We start from the raw sequence: 23,242 nt of genomic DNA, 5'->3' as shown, positions 1-23,242 counted from the left end.
TTTTTAGACTTTTCTTCGGAGAATCACTGTCATGCAACGTTTTCTTTTTCTGCTCACGATCCTGGGCACGCTCGTTCCCGGCCTGGCGCATGCCTGGTGGCAGCCCGACTGGGCTTACCGCAAACCCGTTACCGTCGACGCCGGCCCGAAGGCGGGCGCCGTGGGCGGCGATCCCGGCCGCATTCCCGTGCTGCTGCGCTTGCATTCCGGTAACTTCAACTTCGAAGGCGTCAGCGACAACGGCGCCGATCTGCGCTTCGTGGCGGGCGACGACAAGACGGTGCTGAACCACCAGATCGAACAGTTCAACCCGCTGCTGGGCATCGCCCTGATCTGGGTCGACGTGCCGGCCCTGACGGCGGGCACGCCGCAGCAGCTGTGGATGTACTACGGCAATCCGAAGGCGCCCGCTTCCGGCAATGGCCAGCGCACCTTCGACCCTGACTACAGCCTGGTGTACCACTTCACCGAGCCTGGCGTGCCTTCGCGCGACAGCACCGCCTACGGCAACCATGCCCAGACGGCCGTGCCGGCGCTGGACGGTTCCGTCATCGGCGCCGGCGCCCGCCTGGGTACGGCACCGCTGATGCTGCCTGCCTCGCCTTCGCTGGCGCTGGCCGCCGGCGCGCCATTCACCTTTTCCGCCTGGGTGCGTCCCGACAACCTGGGCCCGCAGCAAGTGCTGTATGCCCGCCGCGACGGCGCCAATGAATTGCTGATCGGCGTAGACCAGGGCGTGCCTTTCGTGCAGGTGAATGGCCAGCGCAGCAAGCCGGGCCAACCGATCCAGGCCGCGCAATGGTCGCACCTGGCCGTGAAAGCCGATAAAACCAACGTGGCCCTGTACGTGGGCGGCCGTCCGGCCGTGTCGCTGGCCACCGCGCTGCCAGCCTTCACGACGGCCGCCTCGGTGGGCGCCGATGCGCCGCCGGTCGCCTCCGGTACCTCCACCCTGAACAACTTCACGGGCGCCATCGACGAGCTGCGCCTGTCGCGCACGGCCCGTCCCGATGCCCTGCTGCTGGCTGACGCCGTCTCGCAAGGTTCCGAATCGCGCCTGGCCGTGTTTGGCGCCGACGAACAGCAAGCGGGCAAAAGCCATTTCGGCTTCATCATCGCCGCCATGCCGCTCGACGCATGGATCGTCGTCGGCGTGCTGGGCCTGATGATGGTCTTGTCGTGGATCATCATGATCGGCAAGGGCCGCAGCTATGGCGCCATCTCGCGCGCCAATGCGCAATTCATGCAGTCGTTCCACGAAGCGGCCGGCGCGCCGCTCGACCACCTGGCGCGCAACGGCAAGCTGAGCGCTTCCGTGAAGACGGATTCCTCGCTGTGGCGCCTGTATGACGTGGCCATCGACGAAATGCGCCGCCGCCATGACCGCGGCTACGACTTGAACGCCGTCTCGAACGCGACCATCGGCGCCATCCGCGCCGCCATGGATGGCGTGATGGTGCGCGAAAGCGAACGCATGTCGAAACGCATGATCTGGCTCTCGACCACCATCGAAGGCGCGCCATATGTCGGCCTGTTCGGCACCGTGATCGGCATCATGCTGGTGTTCGTCGTGGCGGCCATGGCCGGCGCCGTGGACATCAACTCGGTGGCGCCGGGCATGGCGGCAGCGCTGCTGTGTACGGCTGCAGGCCTGGGCGTGGCGATTCCCGCCCTGTTCGGCTACAACTGGCTGTCCTCGCGTTCGGACGCCATCGTTGCCGACATGGCCGTTTTCGTCGATGAGTTCGCCACGCGCCTGGCTGAAGAGCAGGGCGACGGACGCCAGATGCGTCCCGTGCTGCAACAGGCGTGAGGGGCGCATAACCATGGCCACCTCCGCCAAGTTTACCCCCCGCAAGCGTAGCGGCGGCATCAATATCACGCCCTTCGTCGACGTGCTGCTGGTGGTGCTGGTGATCTTCATCTTGACCAGCAACGCCAGCATTCCCGGCATCAAGGTCGACCTGCCCAAGGCCAGTTCGGCCATGGCGCTGGAAAAACCGAAGACCAAGGCCATCACCATCGACAACGCGGGCCAGGTCTTCCTCGACGCCTATCCCGTCACCTTGCCCGAGCTGGAAGAGCGCCTGCGCACGGAAAAGGCCCTGACGCCCGACTTCCCCGTGATCGTGCGCGGCGATGCCGCCGTGCAATACGCGAAAGTGGTCGAAGTGCTGGACTTGTTGCGCCGCATCGACCTGAACCAGGTGGGCCTGGTGACCGGCAAGCCGGCATGAGGAGCGCAAGGTGAAGCGTGACGACATGATGAAGATGGCCGCCTCGGAATCGTCGGGCGCGGCGCAGTGGTGGCGCCGCTGGGGCGGCGTGGCCGGTGGCGTGCTGCTGGCTGGCGCGCTGGCTGCGCTGGTCTGGTATTTGCTGTCGGACACGGCGGCCACCAAGCGCGAAGTGGCGGCGCCGCCGATGCTGATGCTGCCGCCCCCGCCACCGCCGCCGCCGGAACCGGAAAAACTGCCGGAACCGACGCCGGACAAGGTGGTGCCGGAAGTATCGGAGCCGGAACCGACGCCGGCCGACAAGCCCATGGATGACGCGCCGGAAAGCCCGTCGCCGGACAAGGGCGACCCTGTCACCATCGACGGCGCGGCGCAGGCTGGCAGCGACGCCTTCGGCATCCAGGCCGGGCGCGGTGGCGGCATGACGGGCGGCGGCGGTGGCGGCGGCCTCGGCGCGGGATCGTATGGTCGCTATGTGGCCAACGCGCTGCAGCTGGCCTTTGCCCGCGACCCGCGCACGCGCCAGTTGGCGTTTGCCGATATCCGCGTCGACCTGTGGCTCGATACGGAAGGCAAGACGACGAAGGTGCAGCTGGTGCAAGGCACGGGCAATGCGCAGACGGATGAGCAAGTGCTGGCCATGGTGCGCGACTTCCGCGCCGATGAGCGGCCACCGGCATCCCTGCGTTTCCCGGCCCGCGTATCTATTAAAGGCCGGCGCCCGTAAGCGCATGAACTAATTCCTCATTTACCGAAAGAAGCGATGAATTCCTTATTTTCTCCCTCACAGCGCATGCGCCGCCTTCCGCTGGCGCTGGCTGCCCTGGCCCTGAGCGTGGCGGCGGGCGCAGCACAAGCCCAGTCCGCGGCACCGGCCGACAGCACCATGGTCAAACTGATCCGCGGCCTGATCCAGAGCGGCGCCCTGAACAAGGATGCCGGCGAAGCGCTGCTGGCGCAGGCGCAGAGCGAAGCGCTGGCCGCGGCGCAAGCCCGCCCTGCCGCCGCACCGGCGGCCCTGGCGCAGGTACAGGCGGGCGACGTGCGCGTGCCGTATATTTCGCAAACCGTGCGCGAGCAGATCCGCGACGAGATCAAGGGCCAAGTGCTGGCCGAAGCGAAGGCGGGCGGCTGGGCGGCGCCGAATGAAACGCCGGCCTGGACCAAGCGCATCCGCCTGGAAGGCGATGTGCGTGCGCGCTACGAATCGCGCTATTACGACATGGCCAACAGCAATATCGAGATCGACTGGCGCTCGCTCAACAGCGGCAGCGGCTACGACGTCAATTCGAATACCAACCTGGCCCTGCCGGCGCTGCTGAACACGCGCGAAGACCGCAAGCACTTGCTGCGCGCCCGCGCCCGCCTGGGCATCCTGGCCGACATTTCCGACAGCACGCAAGCGGGCATCCGCCTGGCCAGCGGCAATGACGACAGCCCCGTGTCCACCACGCAAACCCTCGGTGGCGGCCTGGGCAAGAAAAACATCTGGCTGGACCAGGCCTGGCTGTCCTACCAGCCCGCTTCCTGGCTGAAACTGACGGCGGGCCGTTTTGATAACCCGTTCGTCTCCGGCGACGAACTGTTTTCCAGCGAACTCAATTTCGACGGCATCGCCGCCAAGGTGCAGCAACCCCTCGGCGATAGCAAGGACGTCACCGTGTTCGGTACCCTGGGCCTGATTCCGCTCGAGTATTCGTCCGACAATGCGCCTAGCCGCAGCCAGGCAAAAATGTCCAGCGAAAACAAGTGGCTGCTGGGCGCGCAAGTGGGCGCTTCGTGGAAGATCAATAGCGACCATCAGTTGCGCGGCGCGCTGGCTTACTACAACTTCCGCAACATCAGCGGCGAGTATTCGCAGCCGTGCGCCCTGTACGCGGGCGCCGATGGCTGCAGCACGGACTGGTCGCGTCCATCGAGCATGCAAAAAGGCAATAGCTTGATGCTGCTGCGCAATATCGCTTTGAACCCGCTGGACCCGGCGAATACGCCGCAGCCGCAATTCGTGGGCCTGGCCTCGAAATTCCGCCTGGCCAACCTGAATGCGCGCTGGGATAGCAAGGTTGCCGGCGGCACGGACTTGCGCATCGAAGGCGATTATGTGCGCAACATGGCTTACGACAAGAACGCCATGTGGGCGCGCGCCAAGGGCGGCATCATGAACAACTTCGGCGGCACGGGCGGCGTCTCGCAAGCCGATTTCCGGAGCGGCGGCAATGCCTACATGCTGCAGGCGACGCTGGGCAAGGCCAGCCCGGCGGCGCGCGGCGACTGGAACGTTTTGCTCGGCTACAAGCGCATCGAACCGGATGCCTTGCCTGACGCCTACAACGATTCCACCTTCCACCTGGGCGGCACGAATGCGCGCGGCTACTACCTGGGCGGCGCGTATGCGCTCGACAAGAATACCTGGCTGAACGGCCGCTGGACGTCGAGCCGCGAAGTGTTCGGTTCGGCGCTGTCGATCGACACCCTGCAAATCGAATTGAACGCGCGTTTTTAAGGAGCCATGATGTTGATATCCAACAAAATGCGCCTGCCTTTACTGCTGCTGAGTTTGCTGGCCGCCAGCACGGCCCAGGCGCAGAAGGGGCAGAGCATGGAAGAGCGCTTGCGGGCCGAGTTGCGCAATGTCACGGCGCAATTGCAGCAGACGCGCGGCGAGCTGGAATTGCTCAAAGCCAAGGGCGTGCCTGCCGCCAAGGCGGCGCCCGTCGCCGCGCCTGCCAGCGATGGTTTGAAAAAGGAACTGGCGCGCAGCCAGTCGCAACTGGCGCAGGAGCGCGCGCAACGGGAAAAACTGGGCGAGCAGCAACAGCGCAGCGCCGCCGCCGCGCAAGAGGCAAGCGCCAGCCTGGCGCAGTACCGCCAGGCCAGCGAACAACTGGCCGCCACGGGCAAGCAGATCGAAGCGGAGCGTGCGCGTCTCGACGGCGAAGTGGCGGCCCAGCGGGGCGCCCTGGCACGCTGCGAAAGCAAGAATGCCCAGCTGTATGCGGCCGGTCAGGAAATCCTGCAAGCGTATGAAGGACTCGACGTGCTGGACGTCATGAAGGCGCGCCAGCCGTTCGCCGCGCAAAGCAGAGTGAAACTCGAACAGATTGCCCAGCAGTACGGTGATCAGCTGTACCAGGGGCGCTTTGACGCGCGTCAAACAGAAACACCGGCCGCGCCCGCGCCGGCTCCCCAGTAATTTTACTTTTTGAAATGAATGGAATGACGATGGAAAACACGAATAGCTTGCTGACCACCCTGAATGCGGAACAAACGGCCGAGGCCATCAAGGCGGCCGGCTGCGCCGTCACCAGCATCGAACACGACGGTGTCGTGCGCCTGCACAGCGCCAGCCATGGCATCGGCTTTCAGGTGCTGTGGGGCAATGAAGCATCGCCTGGCCAGTATGCGGACCTGACCCTGAGCTGCCCGCTGCGCGTGCAGGGCGGCGACTTGCCGGCCGGCTTGCTGGCCGAATGGCACCGCAGCAAGCGTTTTGCCCGCGTGGCCCAGCATGGCGATTTCGTCGTGCTGGAAATGGATGTGCTGGTCGCCGGTGGCGTCAGCCGCGAGTACCTGAATATCAATCTGCAACTGTGGACGCAGATGATGGGCCAGTTCTTCTTGTTTTTGCGCAACTTTACGCCGGCCGATACGAGCACCGCACCGCTCGTCGAAGCCGTCAACGTGGCAGAAGAAGAAACTGTGCCGGCCTGACAAGCGGGCCAACGGCGGCAAAAAAGGCCCGTGACGGGCCTTTTTTGCTGCCGGCGGGTCCCAAGTGTCGTATTAAATACTTATTTTTTAGGCATCGCGCATTAAAACTGCTCAAAGAGCGTGTGTGAATCAAGCCAGCAACGGCTGTATGGCGGATAATATTGCCTGTTGCCGATTTGGATACGACCTTTACACAAAAATGCGCCCCATGGATTTTACCCGCGACGAAACCAGTGAAACCCCAGTTGCCCCGGCCAGTGCGCCGGGAGCGCCTTTGCCGTATGCCGTCGCCACCTGGCTGCAGCGGGTGGAGGCTGCCGCCCATCCGAAGGCCGTGCTGACCATTGCCGAGCCTGATCCCAAACTCAACCAGCACCGGCTGATCTACGTGCTGGCGCCCACCAGCGGTGGCCGCCACGTGGCCCTGTGCCTGTACAAGGCGCGGCTGCGGCCGAATGGCGACGTGGCGGCGGCTTCTCCCATCAGCGAAATCTTTTCTCTGCTGTCGGCGCCGCCCACGTTCCTGACGCCAGCCGACGAAGACCTCGTGCGTTTCTTCGTGGCCATGCGCAGCGGGCAGAATTCGCAGACGGGCAGTGCCACGGAGCCGAAGGGCAAGGTGGGCGCAGCCCTGCTGAAAATGCTGGCCGAGCAGGATAAATTGTTGTGGGCCAATTCCTGGGCCGACGTCGGCAATGGTCTCGTGTATCCGCTGAAGGAAGGTCCCGTGCGTCCCGCGCGCCTGTTCTGGCGCGACGAAGGCAAGACCATGCGCCTGGGCTGGCAAGTGGACCCGCCGGAAGGCGCGAAGCACCATGGCGCCGACCAGATCGACTACATGCTGCCCACCGATCCGCCGTGGTACATCGACAACCTGTCGTGCGGCGTGCTGGAATTGAACCAGGGCGGCTCCGACATTTCCCTGGCCGACTTGCAGGCGCTGGTGGCGCAGGCGCCGCCCCTGAACGCGAACGACAAGGTGCGCGTGTCGCAATTGCTGCTGGCGCAGGGCTTGCAGCATTTGATGCCGCTGCCGCAGCCGTTGCCGCAGCGCTTGCGCAAGGACGTGCCGGCGCAGCCGGTCTTGCTGCTCGACAGCGCCATGCTGGCCGATGGCAGCGCGCAGCGCTGGAGCGACTTCGCCGTGCTGTCCTACGACTACGATGGCGAGCGCGTCGCGTTCGACCCGTCGCAGCGCGTGGTGCGGCAAGTGGGCGACGTGACGGAAATTATCCAGAGAAATACGGTCGATGAAGCGCGCGCGCTGGCGACGTTGGCCGAGCTGCAGTTCAAGAAGCCGGGCTCCGCCCCCTTGAGCGGCTTGAAGGGTGCCTTGCAACTGCCTTCCCAGGCGGAATGGCTGCGTTTTGCCGAGTCCGGCATCGACGCCTTGCGCAAACAGGGCTGGATCGTGGAAAAGACGGCCAAGTACCGCTACGACGTGAGCGACGTGGGCGACTGGTATGCGGAGATCGACGACCAGGACCCGGACAGCGGCAACGCCTGGTTCGAGCTGGAACTGGGCATCGTCGTCAACCACGAGCGCGTGCCGCTGCTGCCCGTGCTGGTGCAGCTGATCCGCAACGCGCCCAACGATTTCAACCCGAAAGTCATCGAAGCGCATGCGGACGATGACCAGATGCTGGCGACCTTGCCGGACGGTACGCGCGTGGCCTTGCCGTGGGGCAGAGTGCGCCCCATCCTGAACACGCTGGGCGAACTGTATTTCAGCGACAAGATCAAGCATGCCGTGCGCATGTCGACCCTGGATGCGGCGCGTCTGGAAGAGCTGGCGCGCGGCCTGGACATGCAATGGACGGGCGGCGAGCAGCTGCGCGCCATGGGCCGCAAACTGAGCCAGTTCGGTTCCGTGCAAAAAGTGGCGGCCCCAGCCGGCTTGCAGGCGACCCTGCGCGACTACCAGGCCGACGGCCTGGCGTGGATGCAATTCCTGCGCGACCATGACCTGGCGGGGATTCTGGCCGATGACATGGGCTTAGGTAAAACTGTGCAGACCCTGGCGCATATCCTGGTGGAAAAGGAAGCGGGCCGTTTGACGCATCCGGCCCTGGTGATTGCACCGACGAGTCTGATGGGCAACTGGCAGGACGAGGCGGCAAAATTTGCGCCCAGCCTGAAAGTGCTGCTGCTGCAAGGCAAGGACCGTGCGCAGCAATTTGACCAGATCGACCAATGCGACCTGGTGCTGACCACCTACGCCCTGTTGCCGCGCGACGAGGAAACCCTGCGCGAGCACGATTTCCACCTGGTCATCCTCGACGAATCGCACTACATCAAGAATACGCGCAGCAAGGCGGCGCAAAGCGCGGGCCTGTTGCGCGCGCGCCACCGCCTGTGCCTGTCCGGCACGCCGCTGGAAAATCACCTGGGCGAGCTGTGGTCGCAATTCCACTTCCTGCTGCCGGGCTTGCTGGGCGACGAGAAGACCTTCAATACGCAATTCCGCCATCCGATCGAGCGCCAGGACGACCCGCTGCGCCGCATGCTCCTGAACCGCCGCATCAAGCCTTTCCTACTGCGCCGCACGAAGGACAATGTGGCCAAAGAGCTCCCGCCGAAGACGGAAATGGTGCGCAAGGTGGAATTGACGGGCCCGCAGCGCGACCTGTATGAAACCGTGCGTCTGGCGATGGATCAAAAAGTGCGCGAAGAAATCGACAAGAAGGGCGTGGCGCGCAGCCAGATCGTCATCCTCGAAGCGCTGCTGAAACTGCGCCAGGTCTGCTGCGATCCCCGCCTGGTGAAATCCTTGCCGGCGAAGAAGCAGTCGGCCGGCTCGGCCAAGCTGCTCGACCTGATGCAGATGGTGGAAGACTTGCTCGACGAAGGGCGCAAGATCCTTGTGTTCTCGCAATTTACCAGCATGCTGGAATTGATCGAGGAAGAACTGGAATCGCGCGACATTCCCTACGCCTTGCTGACAGGCGAAACGAAGGACCGGGGCGCGCAAGTGGCGGCTTTCCAGCAGGGCGCCGTGCCGATCTTCCTGATCAGCCTGAAAGCGGGCGGCGTCGGCCTGAACCTGACGGCGGCCGACACGGTCATCCACTACGATCCGTGGTGGAATCCCGCGGCGGAAAACCAGGCCACGGACCGCGCCTGGCGCATCGGCCAGGACAAGCCCGTGTTCGTCTACAAGCTGATCGCGAAGGGCACGCTGGAAGAAAAAATCCAGCTGCTGCAGCAAAAGAAATCGGAGCTGGCGCAGTCGATCCTGGCCGAAGGCGAATCGCAGAAGATGGCCCTCACGCAGGAAGACTTGCAGCAGATTTTCGCCCCGCTGGAAGATTAACGCTGCCGCACGCTTATACTTGGCGATTCTTTCTTGCCAGGTATAACGCATGCTGCCCTTTCTCCTTCTGCTGCTTGCCGGCGTCATCCTCATGGCGCTGCGCTTCGTCCAGTTGCGTCGCGCCCTGCTGCGCGCGCGGGCAGGCGAAGCGCAGTTCCGCCTGCTGGCCGAGCACGGGCGCGACGCGGCCTTCCTGCTCGACGCCACGACCCTGGAATTGCTCTACATCAGCCCCGCCGCGCAGCGCCTGACGGGCCACGACTTGCCTGCCTTGCGCGCGCACGCGGCGCAGCTGGCGGCGGACGTGCCGGCCCGGCTGCAGCGCTGGCGCGATGGCGACGCCAGCCGTTTGACCCTGTTGCGCGAAGTGGAATTGCCGCACGCCGACGGCCACCAGCTGGCCCTGGAAATCCATTCCACCATCGTGCCTGCGGCGGCCGGACGCAGCATGACCCTGGTGGGGACCTTGCGCGACGTCAGCGCCGCCCAGGCGCAGGAAGCGGAACGGGAAAAGGAGCAGAAGCGCTTCGCCTCGATGCTGTCGCACGAATTCCGCACGCCGCTGGCCACGATTGATGGCGCTATCCAGCGCCTCGTCTCGACGTCCACCGAGGCGGACGAGGCCACGCGCAAGCGCTACGTGAAAATCCAGACGGCCGTCGACCGTTTGTTGTCCATGATTGACGACTATCTCTCACCCGAACGCATGGCGGCCATCGGCCGCGAGCGGGCCGCCGACGGCATCGCGCCGCTGGCCCTGCTGCAGCAGGCGGCCGCCACCGTGCCGGCCAGCCACCGCGTGCAGCTGGAACTGGACGAGGACTTGCCGGCCAGGCTGCGCTGCGACGTGCCCGGCATGGCGCTGTGCCTGAAAATCCTGCTCGACAACGCCGTCAAGTTCAGCCCGCCTGGCAGCGCCATCACCGTGTCGGCCAAGCTGGTGCCCGAGGGCGGCGTGGCCCTGTGCGTGCGCGATGCGGGGCCCGGCTTGCGGGAAGACGAACTGGCGCAGTTGTTCGAAAAAGGAAGCCGTGGAACCTATGCCACGCATCCCGGTGCGGGGCTGGGCCTGTACATGGCGCGCGCCGTGGTGGACGTGCATGGCGGGAGTTTGCAGGGGCATAATCTGCCCGAAGGCGGGGCACTTTTCCGCATTTGGCTGCCGCTTCCTGTCTAGACAAGGAAAAGCCTTGCTTCCGCTGAAGGCAACCGTGATAATTCCTTGACGTAAACCTATTGTGCCGTCCATCATGGTGTAGAAGTGAATGGCATGGTTTGCCCACGGTAGCTCACTAACGGAAGAATGGCGTTGCAATGACGAAAATACTGATCGTCGAAGACAATCTGGACTACGCCGAAGATATGGCGGAGTTTCTCGTTGAGCTCGAACACGAAGTTCATATCACCAGCTCCGCTGGCGGGATGTGGACGGCGTTGAGCCATGGTAATGTTGGCGTGGTCGTACTGGACCTGGGCTTGCCCGATGAGGATGGCTTCAACGTCATTCCCCGCATGCGCCAGCTGTATCCGCAAATTGGTGTGCTGGTGCTGACGGGGCGTGTCGCTTTCGACAGCCGCATCCTGGGCTTGCGCCTGGGCGCCGACCACTATCTGACCAAGCCGATCAAATTCCCCGAACTGGCCGCCCACATCGAAGCGCTCGACCGCCGCGTCGGCCCGCAAGATCCCGTGCCCGAGCCGGGCAAGTGGACCTTGAAGGTAAGCGCGCGCCAACTTGAGCTGATGGGTTCAGTCATCGCCCTGACGGAAAAAGAATTCAACTTCCTGCACCTGCTCACCATCAATACCCGCCCCGTGCCGCGCGACGTCATCGTGGCCGGCATGGGCGGCGAAGATCCCGATGCGGGCCGCCGGGTCGACATGCTCGTGTACCGCCTGCGCAAGAAAGCCAAGACGGGCCTGGGCCAGGACTTGCCGCTGCGCAGCGCGTATGGCGAAGGTTACAGCTTGTCGGCCAGTTTCAATTTGTCCTGACCAGCAGAGGCGGTCCGGATGAAATGGCGTGTTCTGCTTGGGCTATTGCTGATCGTTGGCTTGTCCTGTGCGGTCCTGTTGCTGCGTCAGGAATGGAAAATCGACAGCTGCCTCGACAAGGGCGGCCGCTGGAACTATTCACTTGCCGTTTGCGACGGCGCATGAGTATTCTGCTCTGAAATTAAGGGACAGAGTCAACCGCCTTTTCCAGCATTTCAAATAAAACAGGGTCAGAGTCGCGTCCGGCACGCATACTGTGTAAAATCAAGGTCTTAGCCTTCTTTTTACCGATTCTGCCATGGCCCGCTTGCCCCGCCTCATCATTCCAGCACTGCCCCATTACGTGATCCAGCGCGGCAGCAACCGCCAGCCTGTGTTCCAGGATGCGGCCGACTACGCGCAATTTTTGTCCTGGCTGAAAACGGGCGCAAAAATGTTCAAGGTGGCCATCCATGCCTACGTTTTATTGCCTGATCAGCTACATTTTCTGGCAACGCCCAGCGATGCGACGGGTCTGGGGCAGCTGATGCAGTGGCTGGGACGCTATTACGTCCCGTATTTCAACCAGAAATACGGCCGCGAGGGGGCACTGTGGCAGGGACGCTACAAAACTTCCGTCATCGATCCCGACAATTTCTTCCTCACTTGCTGCCGCTACCTCGAATGCGTACCCGTGCAAACGGGTTTGGCGGGCCAGGCGCTGGACTATAGCTGGTCCAGCTATGCCCACCATGCGGGCGTGCGTCCCGATCCCGTGATCACCGACCATGCGCTGTACTGGGCGCTGGGCAATACGCCGTTCGACCGTGAAGCGGCCTATCTGCGCCTGTTCGAGCAAGGCCTGGGCCGCAGCCAGGTCAAGGTGGTGGAAGAGGCTGTATTGAAGGGCTGGCCGCTGGGTTCCGACGCTTTCAAGCAGGCGCTGGAGCACAAAATGCAGCGGCAAGTGCTGCCGGCCAAGCGGGGCCGTCCCCGCAAAATCGTGGCCGAAGTGGACGCCAATTGAAAAGCATTCGCATTTAAAACAAAAAATGGTTTCTTTCTCACGTTTTATTGAAATTGCTTTGACTATGTCCCTATTAAATTTTTAGAGCGACGGAATCGGATTTAATTCGACTCCGACCCTAATTTTTCTGGTTGAGTTTTTTGTTGCGTTGCACTACTCTAGTTTTTCGATAGTCATATGCAGCGGAGAAGCCCATGAAAGCGCAAGGCCTGTACGACCCAGCCAATGAACACGATGCCTGCGGCGTCGGTTTCGTCGCCCATATCAAGGGCAACAAGACCCATTCGATCGTCGAACAGGGTTTGCTGATTCTGAAAAACCTCGATCACCGGGGCGCCGTGGGCGCCGATGCGCTGATGGGCGATGGCGCCGGCATCCTGATCCAGATTCCCGACCAGTATTACCGCGAAGAAATGGCCAAGCAGGGCGTGGAATTGCCGCCGCCTGGCGAATACGGCGTGGGCATGGTCTTCTTGCCGAAGGAGCATGCGTCGCGCATCGCGTGCGAACAGGAAATCGAACGCGCCGTGCGCATCGAGGGACAAGTCGTGCTGGGCTGGCGCAACGTGCCCATCGATACGGACATGCCGATGTCGCCCACCGTGCGCGCCAAGGAACCCGTCATCCGCCAGATCTTCATCGGCCGCGGCCCGGACATCATGGTCACCGACGCGCTCGAGCGCAAACTGTATGTAATCCGTAAATCGTCGGGCCACGCCATCCAGGCCTTGAAACTGCTGCACGGCAAGGAATTCTTCGTGCCGTCGATGTCGGCGCGCACCATCGTTTACAAGGGCTTGCTGCTGGCCGACCAGGTGGGCGTGTATTACAAGGACTTGCAGGATGCGCGCTGCATCTCTGCCCTGGCCCTCGTGCACCAGCGTTTCTCGACGAATACTTTCCCCGAATGGCCGCTGGCCCACCCGTACCGTCTGATCGCCCATAACGGCGAGATCAACACCGTCAAAGGCAACTTCAACTGGATGCGTGCGCGCGAAGGCGTGATGAAGTCGGCCGTGCTGGGCGACGACCTGCAAAAACTGTTCCCCCTGATCTATGAAGGCCAGTCCGACACGGCGTGCTTCGATAATGCGCTGGAACTGCTGTTGATGGCCGGCTACCCGATCGCCCAGGCGATGATGATGATGATTCCGGAAGCGTGGGAAAACCACACGACGATGGACGACAACCGCCGCGCCTTCTATGAATACCACGCGGCCATGATGGAGCCGTGGGACGGCCCCGCCGCCATGGCGTTCACGGACGGCCGCCACATCGGCGGTACCCTGGACCGCAACGGCTTGCGTCCCGCACGCTACATCGTCACGGACGACGACCTGGTGGTGATGGCGTCGGAATCGGGCGTGCTGCCGATTCCCGAGTCGAAGATCATCCAGAAATGGCGCTTGCAGCCTGGCAAGATGTTCCTGATCGACCTGGAAGCGGGCCGCATCATCGACGACCAGGAACTGAAAAACACTTACGCCAACGCCAAGCCATATAAAGCGTGGATCAACTCGGTGCGTATCAAGCTCGACGAGATCAAGCTGGCCGAAGGACAAGCGAAACAGGACCGCGCGCAAGGCGAAAAAGAGCAGCCATCGTTGCTCGACCGCCAGCAGGCGTTCGGCTATACGCAGGAAGACTTGAAATTCCTCATGGCGCCTATGGCCGTGGCCGGCGAAGAGGCGACGGGCTCGATGGGCAATGACTCGCCGCTGGCCGTCATGTCGAACAAGCTCAAACCGCTGTATAACTACTTCAAGCAACTGTTCGCACAAGTGACGAATCCGCCGATCGACCCGATCCGCGAAGCGATGGTGATGTCGCTCGTGTCCTTCATCGGCCCGAAACCGAACTTGCTCGATACGAACAACGTCAATCCGCCGATGCGCCTGGAAGTGGCGCAGCCCGTGCTGGGCTTTGACGACATGGCCCGTTTGCGCAACATCAGCGCCCACACGGGCGGCAAGTTCAAGTCGTACGAGCTGGACATCTGCTACCCGCTGGCCTGGGGCAAGGAAGGCGTGGAAGCGTGCCTGGCCTCGCTGTGCGCGGAAGCCGTCGACGCCGTCAAGTCGGGCCACAACATCCTGATCGTCTCGGACCGCGCCATTTGCGCCGACCAGGTGGCGATCCCCGCGCTGCTGGCCACCTCCACCGTGCATCAGCACCTGGTGAGCAAGGGCTTGCGCGCTTCCACCGGCCTCGTCGTGGAAACGGGCTCGGCCCGCGAAACGCACCACTTCGCTTTGCTCGCCGGCTACGGCGCGGAAGCCGTCCACCCGTATCTGGCCATGGAAACCCTGGTCGAGATGGCGCATGGCTTGCCAGGCGACTTGTCGGGCGACAAAGCCATCTACAACTACACCAAGGCGGTGGGCAAAGGCTTGATGAAGGTCATGTCGAAGATGGGCATTTCGACGTATATGTCGTATTGCGGCGCGCAAATCTTCGAAGCCATCGGCTTGAATAAATCGCTGGTCGACAAATACTTCAAGGGCACGGCTTCGAACGTGGAAGGCATCGGCGTGTTTGAAGTGGCGGAAGAAGCGCTGCGCCTGCACGCGCTGGCCTTCGGCAACGATCCCGTGCTGGCCGACAAGCTCGACGCGGGTGGCGAATATGCATTCCGCGTGCGCGGCGAAGACCACATGTGGACGCCGGACGCGATTGCCAAGCTGCAGCATTCGACGCGCAGCAACAATTTCTCCAGCTATAAAGAGTACGCGCAAATCATCAACGACCAGAGCCGTCGCCACCTGACCCTGCGCGGCCTGTTCGAGTTCAAGCTCGACCCGACCAAGGCCATCCCGCTCGATGAAGTGGAACCGGCCAAGGAAATCGTCAAGCGTTTCGCCACGGGCGCCATGTCGCTCGGCTCGATCAGCACGGAAGCACACGCGACCCTGGCTGTGGCCATGAACCGCATCGGCGGCAAGTCGAACACGGGCGAAGGCGGGGAAGATCCGAACCGCTACACGCAGGAATTGAAGGGCATTCCGATTCGCCAGGGCGACACCATGGCTTCCGTCGTGGGCGCCGAGCAGATCGTCGTCGACATTCCGCTGCAGGAAGGCGATTCCATGCGTTCGCGCATCAAGCAGGTGGCGTCGGGACGTTTCGGCGTCACGGCCGCCTACCTGAATTCGGCCGACCAGATCCAGATCAAGATGGCGCAGGGCGCAAAACCGGGCGAAGGCGGCCAGTTGCCGGGCCATAAAGTGTCGGAATACATCGCCAGCCTGCGCTTTTCCGTGCCGGGCGTGGGCCTGATTTCGCCGCCGCCGCACCACGACATCTATTCGATCGAGGATCTGGCGCAGCTGATCCATGACTTGAAGAATGCCAACCCGCGCGCCTCGATTTCCGTGAAGCTGGTGTCGGAAGTGGGCATCGGCACGGTGGCTGCCGGCGTGACCAAGGCGAAAGCCGACCACGTGGTCGTCGCCGGCCACGACGGCGGCACGGGCGCTTCTCCATTGTCGTCCGTGAAACATGCGGGCACGCCGTGGGAGCTGGGTCTGGCAGAAACGCAACAAACGCTGGTGCTGAACGGCTTGCGCAGCCGCATCCGCGTGCAGGCCGACGGCCAGATGAAGACGGGCCGCGACGTGGTCATCGCCGCCCTGCTGGGCGCCGACGAGATCGGCTTCGCCACGGCGCCGCTGGTGGTCGAAGGCTGCATCATGATGCGCAAATGCCACTTGAATACCTGCCCGGTAGGCGTTGCCACGCAAGATCCCGTGCTGCGCGCCAAGTTCTCGGGCAAACCCGAGTATGTCGTCAATTACTTCTTCTTCGTGGCCGAAGAAGCCCGTCAATTGATGGCGCAGCTGGGCATCCGCACGTATGACGAACTGATCGGCCGCGTGGACTTGCTGGACAAGTCGAAGGCGATTTCGCACTGGAAGGCGCAGGGCCTGGACTTCTCGGCCATCTTCCACAAGCCGGAAACGCCGGATGGCCAAGCCTGTCGCCACGTGGAATTCCAGGACCATGCGCTGGAAAAGGCGCTGGACCACAAGCTGATCGCGCAAGCGCGCGCGGCGCTGGAGAAGGGCGAGCGCGTCTCCTTCATCTCGCCCGTGCGCAACCTGAACCGCACGGTGGGCACCATGCTGTCCGGTGAAGTGGCGAAGAAGTACGGCCATGCCGGCTTGCCGGACGACACCATCCACATCCAGCTGCAAGGCACGGCGGGCCAGTCGGCCTGCGCCTTCCTGGCGCACGGCATCACGATCGACCTGGTGGGTGAAGGCAACGATTACGTGGGCAAGGGCCTGTCGGGCGGGCGCATCATCGTGCGGCCGAATACGGAATTCCGTGGCTGGGCCGTGGATAACATCATCATCGGCAACACGGTGCTGTACGGCGCCATCGCCGGCGAAGCCTTCTTCAATGGCGTGGCGGGCGAACGCTTTGCCGTGCGCAACTCGGGCGCCACCACGGTGGTCGAGGGCCTGGGCGACCATGGCTGCGAATACATGACGGGCGGCACGGTGGTGGTCCTGGGCAACACGGGACGCAACTTCGCGGCAGGCATGTCGGGCGGCATCGCCTATGTGTATGACCCGGCCGGCGACTTTGCCAGCAAGTGCAACACGGCCATGGTCAGCCTGGACAAGGTCGTGTCCGCAGCGGAACAGCATCTCGACCGCGATGCCTGGCATACGCAGCACCGCGACGGCGTGCCGGAAGCCGACGAGGTCATCCTCAAGCGCCTGATCGAGCGTCACTTCAAGCACACGGGCAGCACCCGCGCCCGTGTCCTGCTGGACGACTGGGCCGCGGCGCGCGGCAAGTTCGTGAAAGTCTTCCCGAACGAATACAAGCGCGCGCTGATTGAGATGGCTGCCGATGCCGCCATGGAAGTCCAAGCCGTCGCCGCCTGAGCCAGCCAAGATCAATCGCATAGAGCAATGACAGGGAGCGGCCAAGCCGCTCCCAGCCAGCAAATACAAAGGAAACATCGTGGGTAAAATTACCGGCTTCATGGAATTCAAGCGCCAGGACGAACACTATCTGGAGCCTGCCGCGCGTCTGAAGAACTACAAGGAATTCGTGCTGCACCTGTCGGATGCGCAAGCGACCGTGCAAGGCGCGCGCTGCATGGATTGCGGCATTCCCTTCTGTACCACGGGTTGCCCCGTGAATAACATCATTCCCGACTGGAATGACCTGGTGTACCGCGGCGCCTACCGCGAAGCGCTGGACATCTTGCATTCGACGAATAACTTCCCGGAATTCACGGGCCGCATCTGCCCGGCGCCGTGCGAATCGGCATGTACCCTGGGCATCCACGAAGATCCGGTCGGCATCAAGTCGATCGAACATAAAATCATCGATATGGGCTGGGAACACGGCTGGGTCACGCCGCAGCCGGCGGGATTCAGCACCGGCAAGAAAGTGGCCATCGTCGGCTCCGGCCCCGCGGGCCTGGCGGCGGCGCAGCAGCTGGCGCGCGCCGGCCATGCCGTCACCGTTTTTGAAAAGAGCGACCGGGTCGGTGGCTTGCTGCGTTACGGCATCCCCGACTTCAAGATGGAAAAATCGCACATCGACCTGCGCGTGAAACAGATGGAAGCCGAAGGCGTGGTCTTCCGCACCAGCGTGCTGGTCGGCAAGGATTTCCCGGCCCACGTCAACAACTGGGCCAAGGAAACCATTTTCCCGGAAGACCTGGAAAAAGAATTCGACGCCGTCATCATGGCCGGCGGCGCCGAGCAGCCGCGCGACCTGCCCGTGCCGGGCCGCGAACTGAAAGGCGTGCATTTCGCCATGGATTTCCTGCCGCTGCAAAACAAGGTCAACGCGGGCGACAAGCTCAAGGACCAGATCAAGGCGACGGGCAAGCACGTGGTAGTGATCGGCGGCGGCGACACGGGTTCCGACTGCGTCGGCACCTCGAACCGCCATGGCGCCGCCTCGGTGGCCCAGTTCGAACTGATGCCGCAGCCGCCGGAACAGGAAAACAAGCCGCTGGTCTGGCCTTACTGGCCGACCAAGCTGCGCACCTCGTCCTCGCACGAGGAAGGCTGCGAGCGCGACTGGGCCGTGGCCACCAAGCGTTTCGAAGGCAAGGGCGGCAAGGTGGAAAAGCTGATCGCCTGCCGCGTCGAATGGAAAGACGGCAAGATGAGCGAAGTGCCGAACTCGGAATTCGAGATGAAGGCGGACCTGGTCTTCCTGGCCATGGGATTTGTTTCCCCCGTGCAACAAGTGCTGGAAGCGTTCGGCGTCGATACGGATGCGCGTGGCAATGTCAAGGCGACAACGGATGGCGCCGGCTGCTACCAGACGTCGGTGGCCAAGGTGTTTGCGGCAGGCGACATGCGCCGTGGCCAGTCGCTGGTGGTGTGGGCCATCCGCGAAGGGCGCCAGTGCGCGCGCGCCGTCGATGAGTTCCTGATGGGCGCATCCCTGCTGCCGCGCTAAAAAACGAGCAATTGTTCGTTTTTTGCCAGGGCCACGGCGCGGATCGCGACGTGGCCTTTGTTCTTTTTACTTGTCAAGTCAACAGCCATGCATGCCATCGGGCAGGGACGCGATGTGGCGGCCGAATTTCCACTACAATATCTGACTTTCGATTCATTAGTGTTGTATTCTTCCCCTTTACGGGGCTGTCCCAAGGGGTGTCTCAGCAGAGGTTGGCGTTTCTGCACTACAATACGCCATTAAAATAGTGAGCTTCGTCGTGCCAAATCTTGTTGAGATCCGTGATTTACACTTTGCCTATGGAGAACGTTCGATTTTATCGGGCCTTCAAATGGATTTCCCACGTGGAAAAGTTGTGGCCGTCATGGGTGGCTCCGGCAGTGGCAAGACGACCGTATTGCGCCTGATCGGCGGGCAGCTGCGTCCCAGTTCCGGTTCCGTGAATGTCGACGGCCAGATCGTGCATACGCTGGGGACCGACGAGTTATACCAGTTGCGCCGCAAAATGGGCATGCTGTTCCAGCACGGCGCCCTGTTTACGGACTTGACGGCGTTCGAGAACGTGGCGTTTCCCCTGCGCGAACACACGGACTTGAATGAAGAGCTGATCCGCACCCTGGTGCTGATGAAGCTGCACGCCGTGGGACTGCGCAATGCGGCGCAATTGAAGCCGGCCGAGATCTCGGGCGGCATGGGCCGCCGCGTCGCGCTGGCGCGCGCCATCGCGCTCGACCCCGAACTGATCATGTATGACGAGCCGTTCGCCGGCCTGGACCCGATTTCCATGGGCGTGACGGCGAATTTGATCCGCAATCTGAACGATGCGCTGGGCTCCACGTCTATCCTGGTATCGCACGATGTGAAGGAGTGTTTCGCCATCGCTGATTATGTCTATTTTCTGTCATCGGGCAAGATCGTGGCGCACGGCACGCCGGCCGAGATGGCCGTGTCGACGCATCCGTACGTCAAGCAGTTCGTCAATGCCGAGGCCGATGGCCCCGTGCCGTTCCATTATCCGGGCAAGTCGCTGGCCGACGACCTGGGTCTGCAGACGGGGGGCGGCCGATGATCGCGCGTTTCCTGGCGGCGATCGGTGCATGGTTGCGCAATTCGGTACAAGACCTCGGCTTTGCCGTGCGTTCGTTTTTTATCATCATCGCCTCGTCGGGCGGGCTGTGGCGCCGTCCGCGTCTGGTGATTGAGCAACTGTTTTTTATCGGTAACCGCTCTCTGGTGATTACCGCCGTCTCCGGCCTGTTTGTCGGCATGGTGCTGGGCTTGCAAGGGTATTACACCTTGACCACGTACGGCGCCGAACAGTCGCTGGGCTTGCTGGTGGCGCTGTCCCTGACGCGCGAACTGGGCCCGGTCGTCACGGCGCTGCTGTTCGCGGGCCGCGCCGGCACGTCGCTGACGGCGGAAATCGGCCTGATGAAGGCGGGCGAGCAATTGTCGGCCATGGAAATGATGGCCGTAAACCCGATCCAGCGCGTGCTGGCGCCCCGTTTCTGGGCCGGCGTGATCGCCATGCCGATCCTGGGCGCCATCTTTACGGCCGTCGGCATCATCGGCAGCTATCTGGTCGGCGTGGTGCTGATCGGCGTCGATGAAGGCTCGTTCTGGTCGCAGATGCAAGGCGGCGTGGATGTCTGGAAGGAAGTCGGCAATGGCACCATCAAGAGCCTGGTGTTCGGTATTGCCGTGACCTTCATCGCGCTGTTCCAGGGTTACCAGGCACAGCCGACGCCGGAAGACGTGTCCGGCGCCACCACGCGCACGGTGGTCATTTCATCGTTGATGGTGTGGTGGCTCGATTTCATGATGACGGCGTTGATGTTTAGCAAGTAATTGCCGATCAGCTACAAACAGCGGGCCTGGGCAAGATGTTGCGCAGGCGGCAGCAAGTAAAAATTATTTAGGATTGTTTATGCAACGTAAATCTTTGGATGTCTGGGTCGGCTTGTTCGTCTTGCTGGGTGTGGCGGCATTGATGTTTCTGGCGCTCAAGGCCGGCAATATGAGCTCGCTGTCTTTCAGCAAGACGTATACCATTAGCGCCAAGTTCGACAATATTGGCGGCCTCAAGCCGCAGGCGCCCGTCAAGGGTGCCGGCGTGGTCGTGGGCCGGGTCTCGGAAATCGTCTTTGACGACAAGACCTACCAGGCGCTGGTGAAACTCGACATCGAAGATGGCTACAAATTTCCGAAAGACAGCTCGGCCAAGATTTTGACGGCCGGTTTGCTGGGTGAGCAATATATCGGCCTGGAAGCAGGCGGCGATTTGGCGAACCTGGCAGAGGGCGACAAGATCGCCCGTACTCAATCGGCCACAGTGCTGGAAGACCTGATCAATCAGTTCATCTACAGCAAGGCAGCGGAAGGAAAGGACAGCAAATGAGCGAGTCGACCAAGCAATCCCAAGGCAGCCTGGCGCGTATCGCCATGGCCATGGCCATCGCCGCCAGCGTGAGCGCTTGCGCCACCGGCACCAACCCGCGCGACCCGCTGGAAGGGTATAACCGCGCCATGTTCAAGTTCAACGACACCGTTGACCAGGTGGCCCTGAAACCGGTCGCCACGGCTTACAAGAAAGTCACGCCATCGTTCGTGCAAACGGGCGTGGGCAACTTCTTCGGCAACTTGTCCGATGTGTGGAGCGCTGTAAACAACTTATTGCAAGGCAAGGGTGAAGCGGGCTTGCAAGACGTCGTGCGCGTCAGCATGAACTCGACTTTCGGTATCCTTGGCCTGATCGATATCGCCTCGCAGGCGGGCATCCCCAAGCACAGCGAAGACTTTGGCCAGACCCTGGGCTGGTATGGCGTCCAGTCTGGTCCGTACGTGATGCTGCCGCTGCTGGGCCCATCGACCGTGCGCGACACGGTGGCCCTGCCGCTCGATATCGCGGGCGACCCATGGCGCTACAAGGATCCGGTCAATGTGCGCAATATCGGCACGGTGACGCGCGTGGTCGACAAGCGCGCCGCGCTGCTCGACGCGACCAACCTGATGGAAGCGGCCGCGCTGGACCGTTATGAATTCATCCGCGACGGCTTCCTGCAGGCGCGCGAAAGCAAGGTTTTCGATGGCGATACGGACCGCCGCGACCGCAAAGTGCCAAAAAACGACACCAGCGATTACGAGCTGGAGTACGATGCGAAACCCCAGGCGGCCCCGGTAGAAGCGCCGCCCGCCAAGGTTGCCGCCCAGCTGGCACCTGCGGACCTCGTAACATCTGGTAGCAATACCGTTGCATCCGAGGCCAAGTCGCAGGAGTAAACTCCGGTACAGGAACACCACGGCTGCGATCAACGCCAGCCGGTGCATAGCAACACCATGAAAGGTAAACCATGAAATTGATGAAACAACTGCTGGCGATGGCCACCATCGCCTTTGCCACCGCCGCCCAGGCCGCCCCCGCCGTGGAAGCGCCGGACGTATTGGTCAAGCGCATCAGCCAGGACGTGATCGACACGGCCAAGTCGGACAAGGCCATCCAGGCTGGCGATATCAAGCGTGTCACGGAATTGGTGGAAAGCAAGATCTTGCCATACGTGGATTTCCAGCGCATGACGGCCCTGGCCGCCGGCCGCCACTGGCGCGATGCCACGCCCGATCAGCAAAAGCAGCTGGCCGCGGAATTCCGCACCCTGCTGATCTACACGTACTCGGGCGCCCTGTCGCAGATCAAGAACGAGACCGTGGAATTCAAGCCGCTGCGCGCCGATCCTAGCGATACGGAAGTGGAAGTGCGCTCGCAGGTGAACGTGGCGCGCGGCGAACCCGTGCCCCTGAACTACCGCGTGGCGAAAACTCCGTCCGGCTGGAAGATCTATGACATCAACGTGCTTGGCGCGTGGCTGGTGGAAACGTACAAAAGCAGCTTCGCCAGCGAGATCAGCAAGGGCGGCATCGATGGCCTGATCAAGACCTTGCAGGCAAAAAACAAGGCCCTGGCCAGCCGTCCCGCTGCCAAAGCCAAATAATCGGCTATCATATAGCTCCTGACCCAGCTCCAGACCAGCGCAGCCCGACGCCATGCCAGACTCTCTCGACACCTTGCAGTCCCTGACTTCCCTGACCGTGCACAATGCCACTTCGGCATTGGAGCAGGGTCTGGACGCCATCCGCTCGGGTCAGACGAAGTTTGACTTGCGCAACGTCAAGGCCGTCGATTCGGCAGCCGTCTCCGTCATGCTGACGTGGCAACGCGCCGCGCAGGATGCCGGCGGCGTGCTGGAGCTGAAAAATCTGCCGAACAACCTGAAAAACCTCACCAAGCTGTATGGCGTCTGCTCGCTCGTCTCGAGCACCCTGAGCGCCGACGACTGCGCCAGCGCCGGCGGCCACGCCGAACGCAGCCCGTCCGACCTGCATCATCATTGATCCTGTCCCACTCCCCGCATCAGCAGTAGCTTTCAAGCCGGCAGGCCAGCAGCGCCGCCGGATTGATCTCCAAGTGTTCCACGAATTTTCCAACTATAATTGACTGTTGCGCCGTCCTCGCCTGAAGGCGGCGCCCTGCACCGGCCTGCCGGCCTG

Annotated in this window: 19 protein-coding genes; all 19 read left to right on the top strand. The window is 62.5% G+C overall.

The genetic code is table 11. The annotated features are described in order from the left end of the window. Positions 1-31 precede the first annotated feature (31 nt). The 19 genes from O3297_RS24935 to O3297_RS24845 all read left to right on the top strand — a co-directional run bounded on the left by O3297_RS24935 (position 32) and on the right by O3297_RS24845 (position 23,086). The gene (locus O3297_RS24935) at positions 32-1,813 is read left to right on the top strand and encodes a DUF2341 domain-containing protein (protein ID WP_099395792.1); all 1,782 of its coding nucleotides are present in this window, start codon (positions 32-34) and stop codon (positions 1,811-1,813) included. Positions 1,814-1,826: 13 nt separating this feature from the next. Next, positions 1,827-2,237 carry a biopolymer transporter ExbD gene (locus O3297_RS24930; protein WP_034753784.1) on the top strand — a complete coding sequence of 137 codons (411 nt, stop codon included), beginning with the start codon at positions 1,827-1,829 and terminating at the stop codon, positions 2,235-2,237. A 10-nt stretch (positions 2,238-2,247) separates the two neighbouring features. Beyond that, complete coding sequence (locus tag O3297_RS24925; protein WP_225317135.1) at positions 2,248-2,964, top strand: energy transducer TonB; 717 nt, start codon at positions 2,248-2,250, stop codon at positions 2,962-2,964. Between the two features lie 36 nt (positions 2,965-3,000). Then, positions 3,001-4,740 carry a putative porin gene (locus O3297_RS24920; RefSeq protein ID WP_099390109.1) on the top strand — a complete coding sequence of 580 codons (1,740 nt, stop codon included), beginning with the start codon at positions 3,001-3,003 and terminating at the stop codon, positions 4,738-4,740. A 6-nt stretch (positions 4,741-4,746) separates the two neighbouring features. After that, the gene (locus O3297_RS24915; RefSeq protein ID WP_151091783.1) at positions 4,747-5,430 is read left to right on the top strand and encodes a hypothetical protein; all 684 of its coding nucleotides are present in this window, start codon (positions 4,747-4,749) and stop codon (positions 5,428-5,430) included. Between the two features lie 29 nt (positions 5,431-5,459). Beyond that, the gene (locus O3297_RS24910; RefSeq protein ID WP_070280193.1) at positions 5,460-5,948 is read left to right on the top strand and encodes a YbjN domain-containing protein; all 489 of its coding nucleotides are present in this window, start codon (positions 5,460-5,462) and stop codon (positions 5,946-5,948) included. Positions 5,949-6,156: 208 nt separating this feature from the next. Then, positions 6,157-9,261 (top strand): DEAD/DEAH box helicase, encoded by a 3,105-nt coding sequence (locus O3297_RS24905; protein ID WP_305050616.1) that lies wholly within the window; start codon positions 6,157-6,159, stop codon positions 9,259-9,261. 49 nt (positions 9,262-9,310) lie between these two features. Continuing rightward, positions 9,311-10,438 (top strand): HAMP domain-containing sensor histidine kinase, encoded by a 1,128-nt coding sequence (locus O3297_RS24900; protein WP_151091779.1) that lies wholly within the window; start codon positions 9,311-9,313, stop codon positions 10,436-10,438. Positions 10,439-10,575: 137 nt separating this feature from the next. Beyond that, positions 10,576-11,256 carry a response regulator transcription factor gene (locus tag O3297_RS24895; RefSeq protein WP_034780956.1) on the top strand — a complete coding sequence of 227 codons (681 nt, stop codon included), beginning with the start codon at positions 10,576-10,578 and terminating at the stop codon, positions 11,254-11,256. A gap of 18 nt (positions 11,257-11,274) precedes the next feature. Further along, entirely contained in the window at positions 11,275-11,421 is a 147-nt protein-coding gene (locus tag O3297_RS24890) for a hypothetical protein (RefSeq protein WP_305050614.1), read from the top strand. 133 nt (positions 11,422-11,554) lie between these two features. After that, complete coding sequence (locus tag O3297_RS24885; protein ID WP_305050613.1) at positions 11,555-12,262, top strand: transposase; 708 nt, start codon at positions 11,555-11,557, stop codon at positions 12,260-12,262. 194 nt (positions 12,263-12,456) lie between these two features. Further along, positions 12,457-17,157, top strand: a complete 4,701-nt coding sequence (locus O3297_RS24880) for a glutamate synthase-related protein (RefSeq protein ID WP_099390114.1) — start codon at positions 12,457-12,459, stop codon at positions 17,155-17,157. Positions 17,158-17,236: 79 nt separating this feature from the next. Then, positions 17,237-18,700: a glutamate synthase subunit beta gene (locus O3297_RS24875; RefSeq protein WP_070257787.1), complete on the top strand. Its 1,464-nt coding sequence runs from the start codon at positions 17,237-17,239 to the stop codon at positions 18,698-18,700. 259 nt (positions 18,701-18,959) lie between these two features. Continuing rightward, on the top strand, positions 18,960-19,769 hold the full coding sequence (locus O3297_RS24870; RefSeq protein WP_034781028.1) for an ABC transporter ATP-binding protein: 810 nt from the start codon (positions 18,960-18,962) through the stop codon (positions 19,767-19,769). Beyond that, positions 19,766-20,548, top strand: a complete 783-nt coding sequence (mlaE, locus tag O3297_RS24865) for a lipid asymmetry maintenance ABC transporter permease subunit MlaE (protein ID WP_034780952.1) — start codon at positions 19,766-19,768, stop codon at positions 20,546-20,548. Before O3297_RS24870 ends, mlaE begins: the two co-directional genes overlap by 4 nt. A gap of 79 nt (positions 20,549-20,627) precedes the next feature. Continuing rightward, positions 20,628-21,098 (top strand): outer membrane lipid asymmetry maintenance protein MlaD, encoded by a 471-nt coding sequence (mlaD, locus tag O3297_RS24860; RefSeq protein WP_034753810.1) that lies wholly within the window; start codon positions 20,628-20,630, stop codon positions 21,096-21,098. Then, a complete protein-coding gene (locus O3297_RS24855) occupies positions 21,095-21,979 on the top strand; it encodes a VacJ family lipoprotein (protein ID WP_305050607.1) in 885 nt (294 codons plus the stop codon). Before mlaD ends, O3297_RS24855 begins: the two co-directional genes overlap by 4 nt. 71 nt (positions 21,980-22,050) lie before the next feature. Then, a complete protein-coding gene (locus tag O3297_RS24850) occupies positions 22,051-22,686 on the top strand; it encodes a phospholipid-binding protein MlaC (RefSeq protein ID WP_305050605.1) in 636 nt (211 codons plus the stop codon). 52 nt (positions 22,687-22,738) lie between these two features. Beyond that, the gene (locus O3297_RS24845) at positions 22,739-23,086 is read left to right on the top strand and encodes a lipid asymmetry maintenance protein MlaB (RefSeq protein WP_034780949.1); all 348 of its coding nucleotides are present in this window, start codon (positions 22,739-22,741) and stop codon (positions 23,084-23,086) included. The last annotated feature ends 156 nt before the right edge of the window (positions 23,087-23,242 follow it).

This window comes from Janthinobacterium sp. SUN128, assembly GCF_030587275.1.
Lineage (GTDB): Bacteria > Pseudomonadota > Gammaproteobacteria > Burkholderiales > Burkholderiaceae_D > Janthinobacterium > Janthinobacterium lividum.
This window is presented reverse-complemented; position numbering and strand designations above follow the sequence as displayed.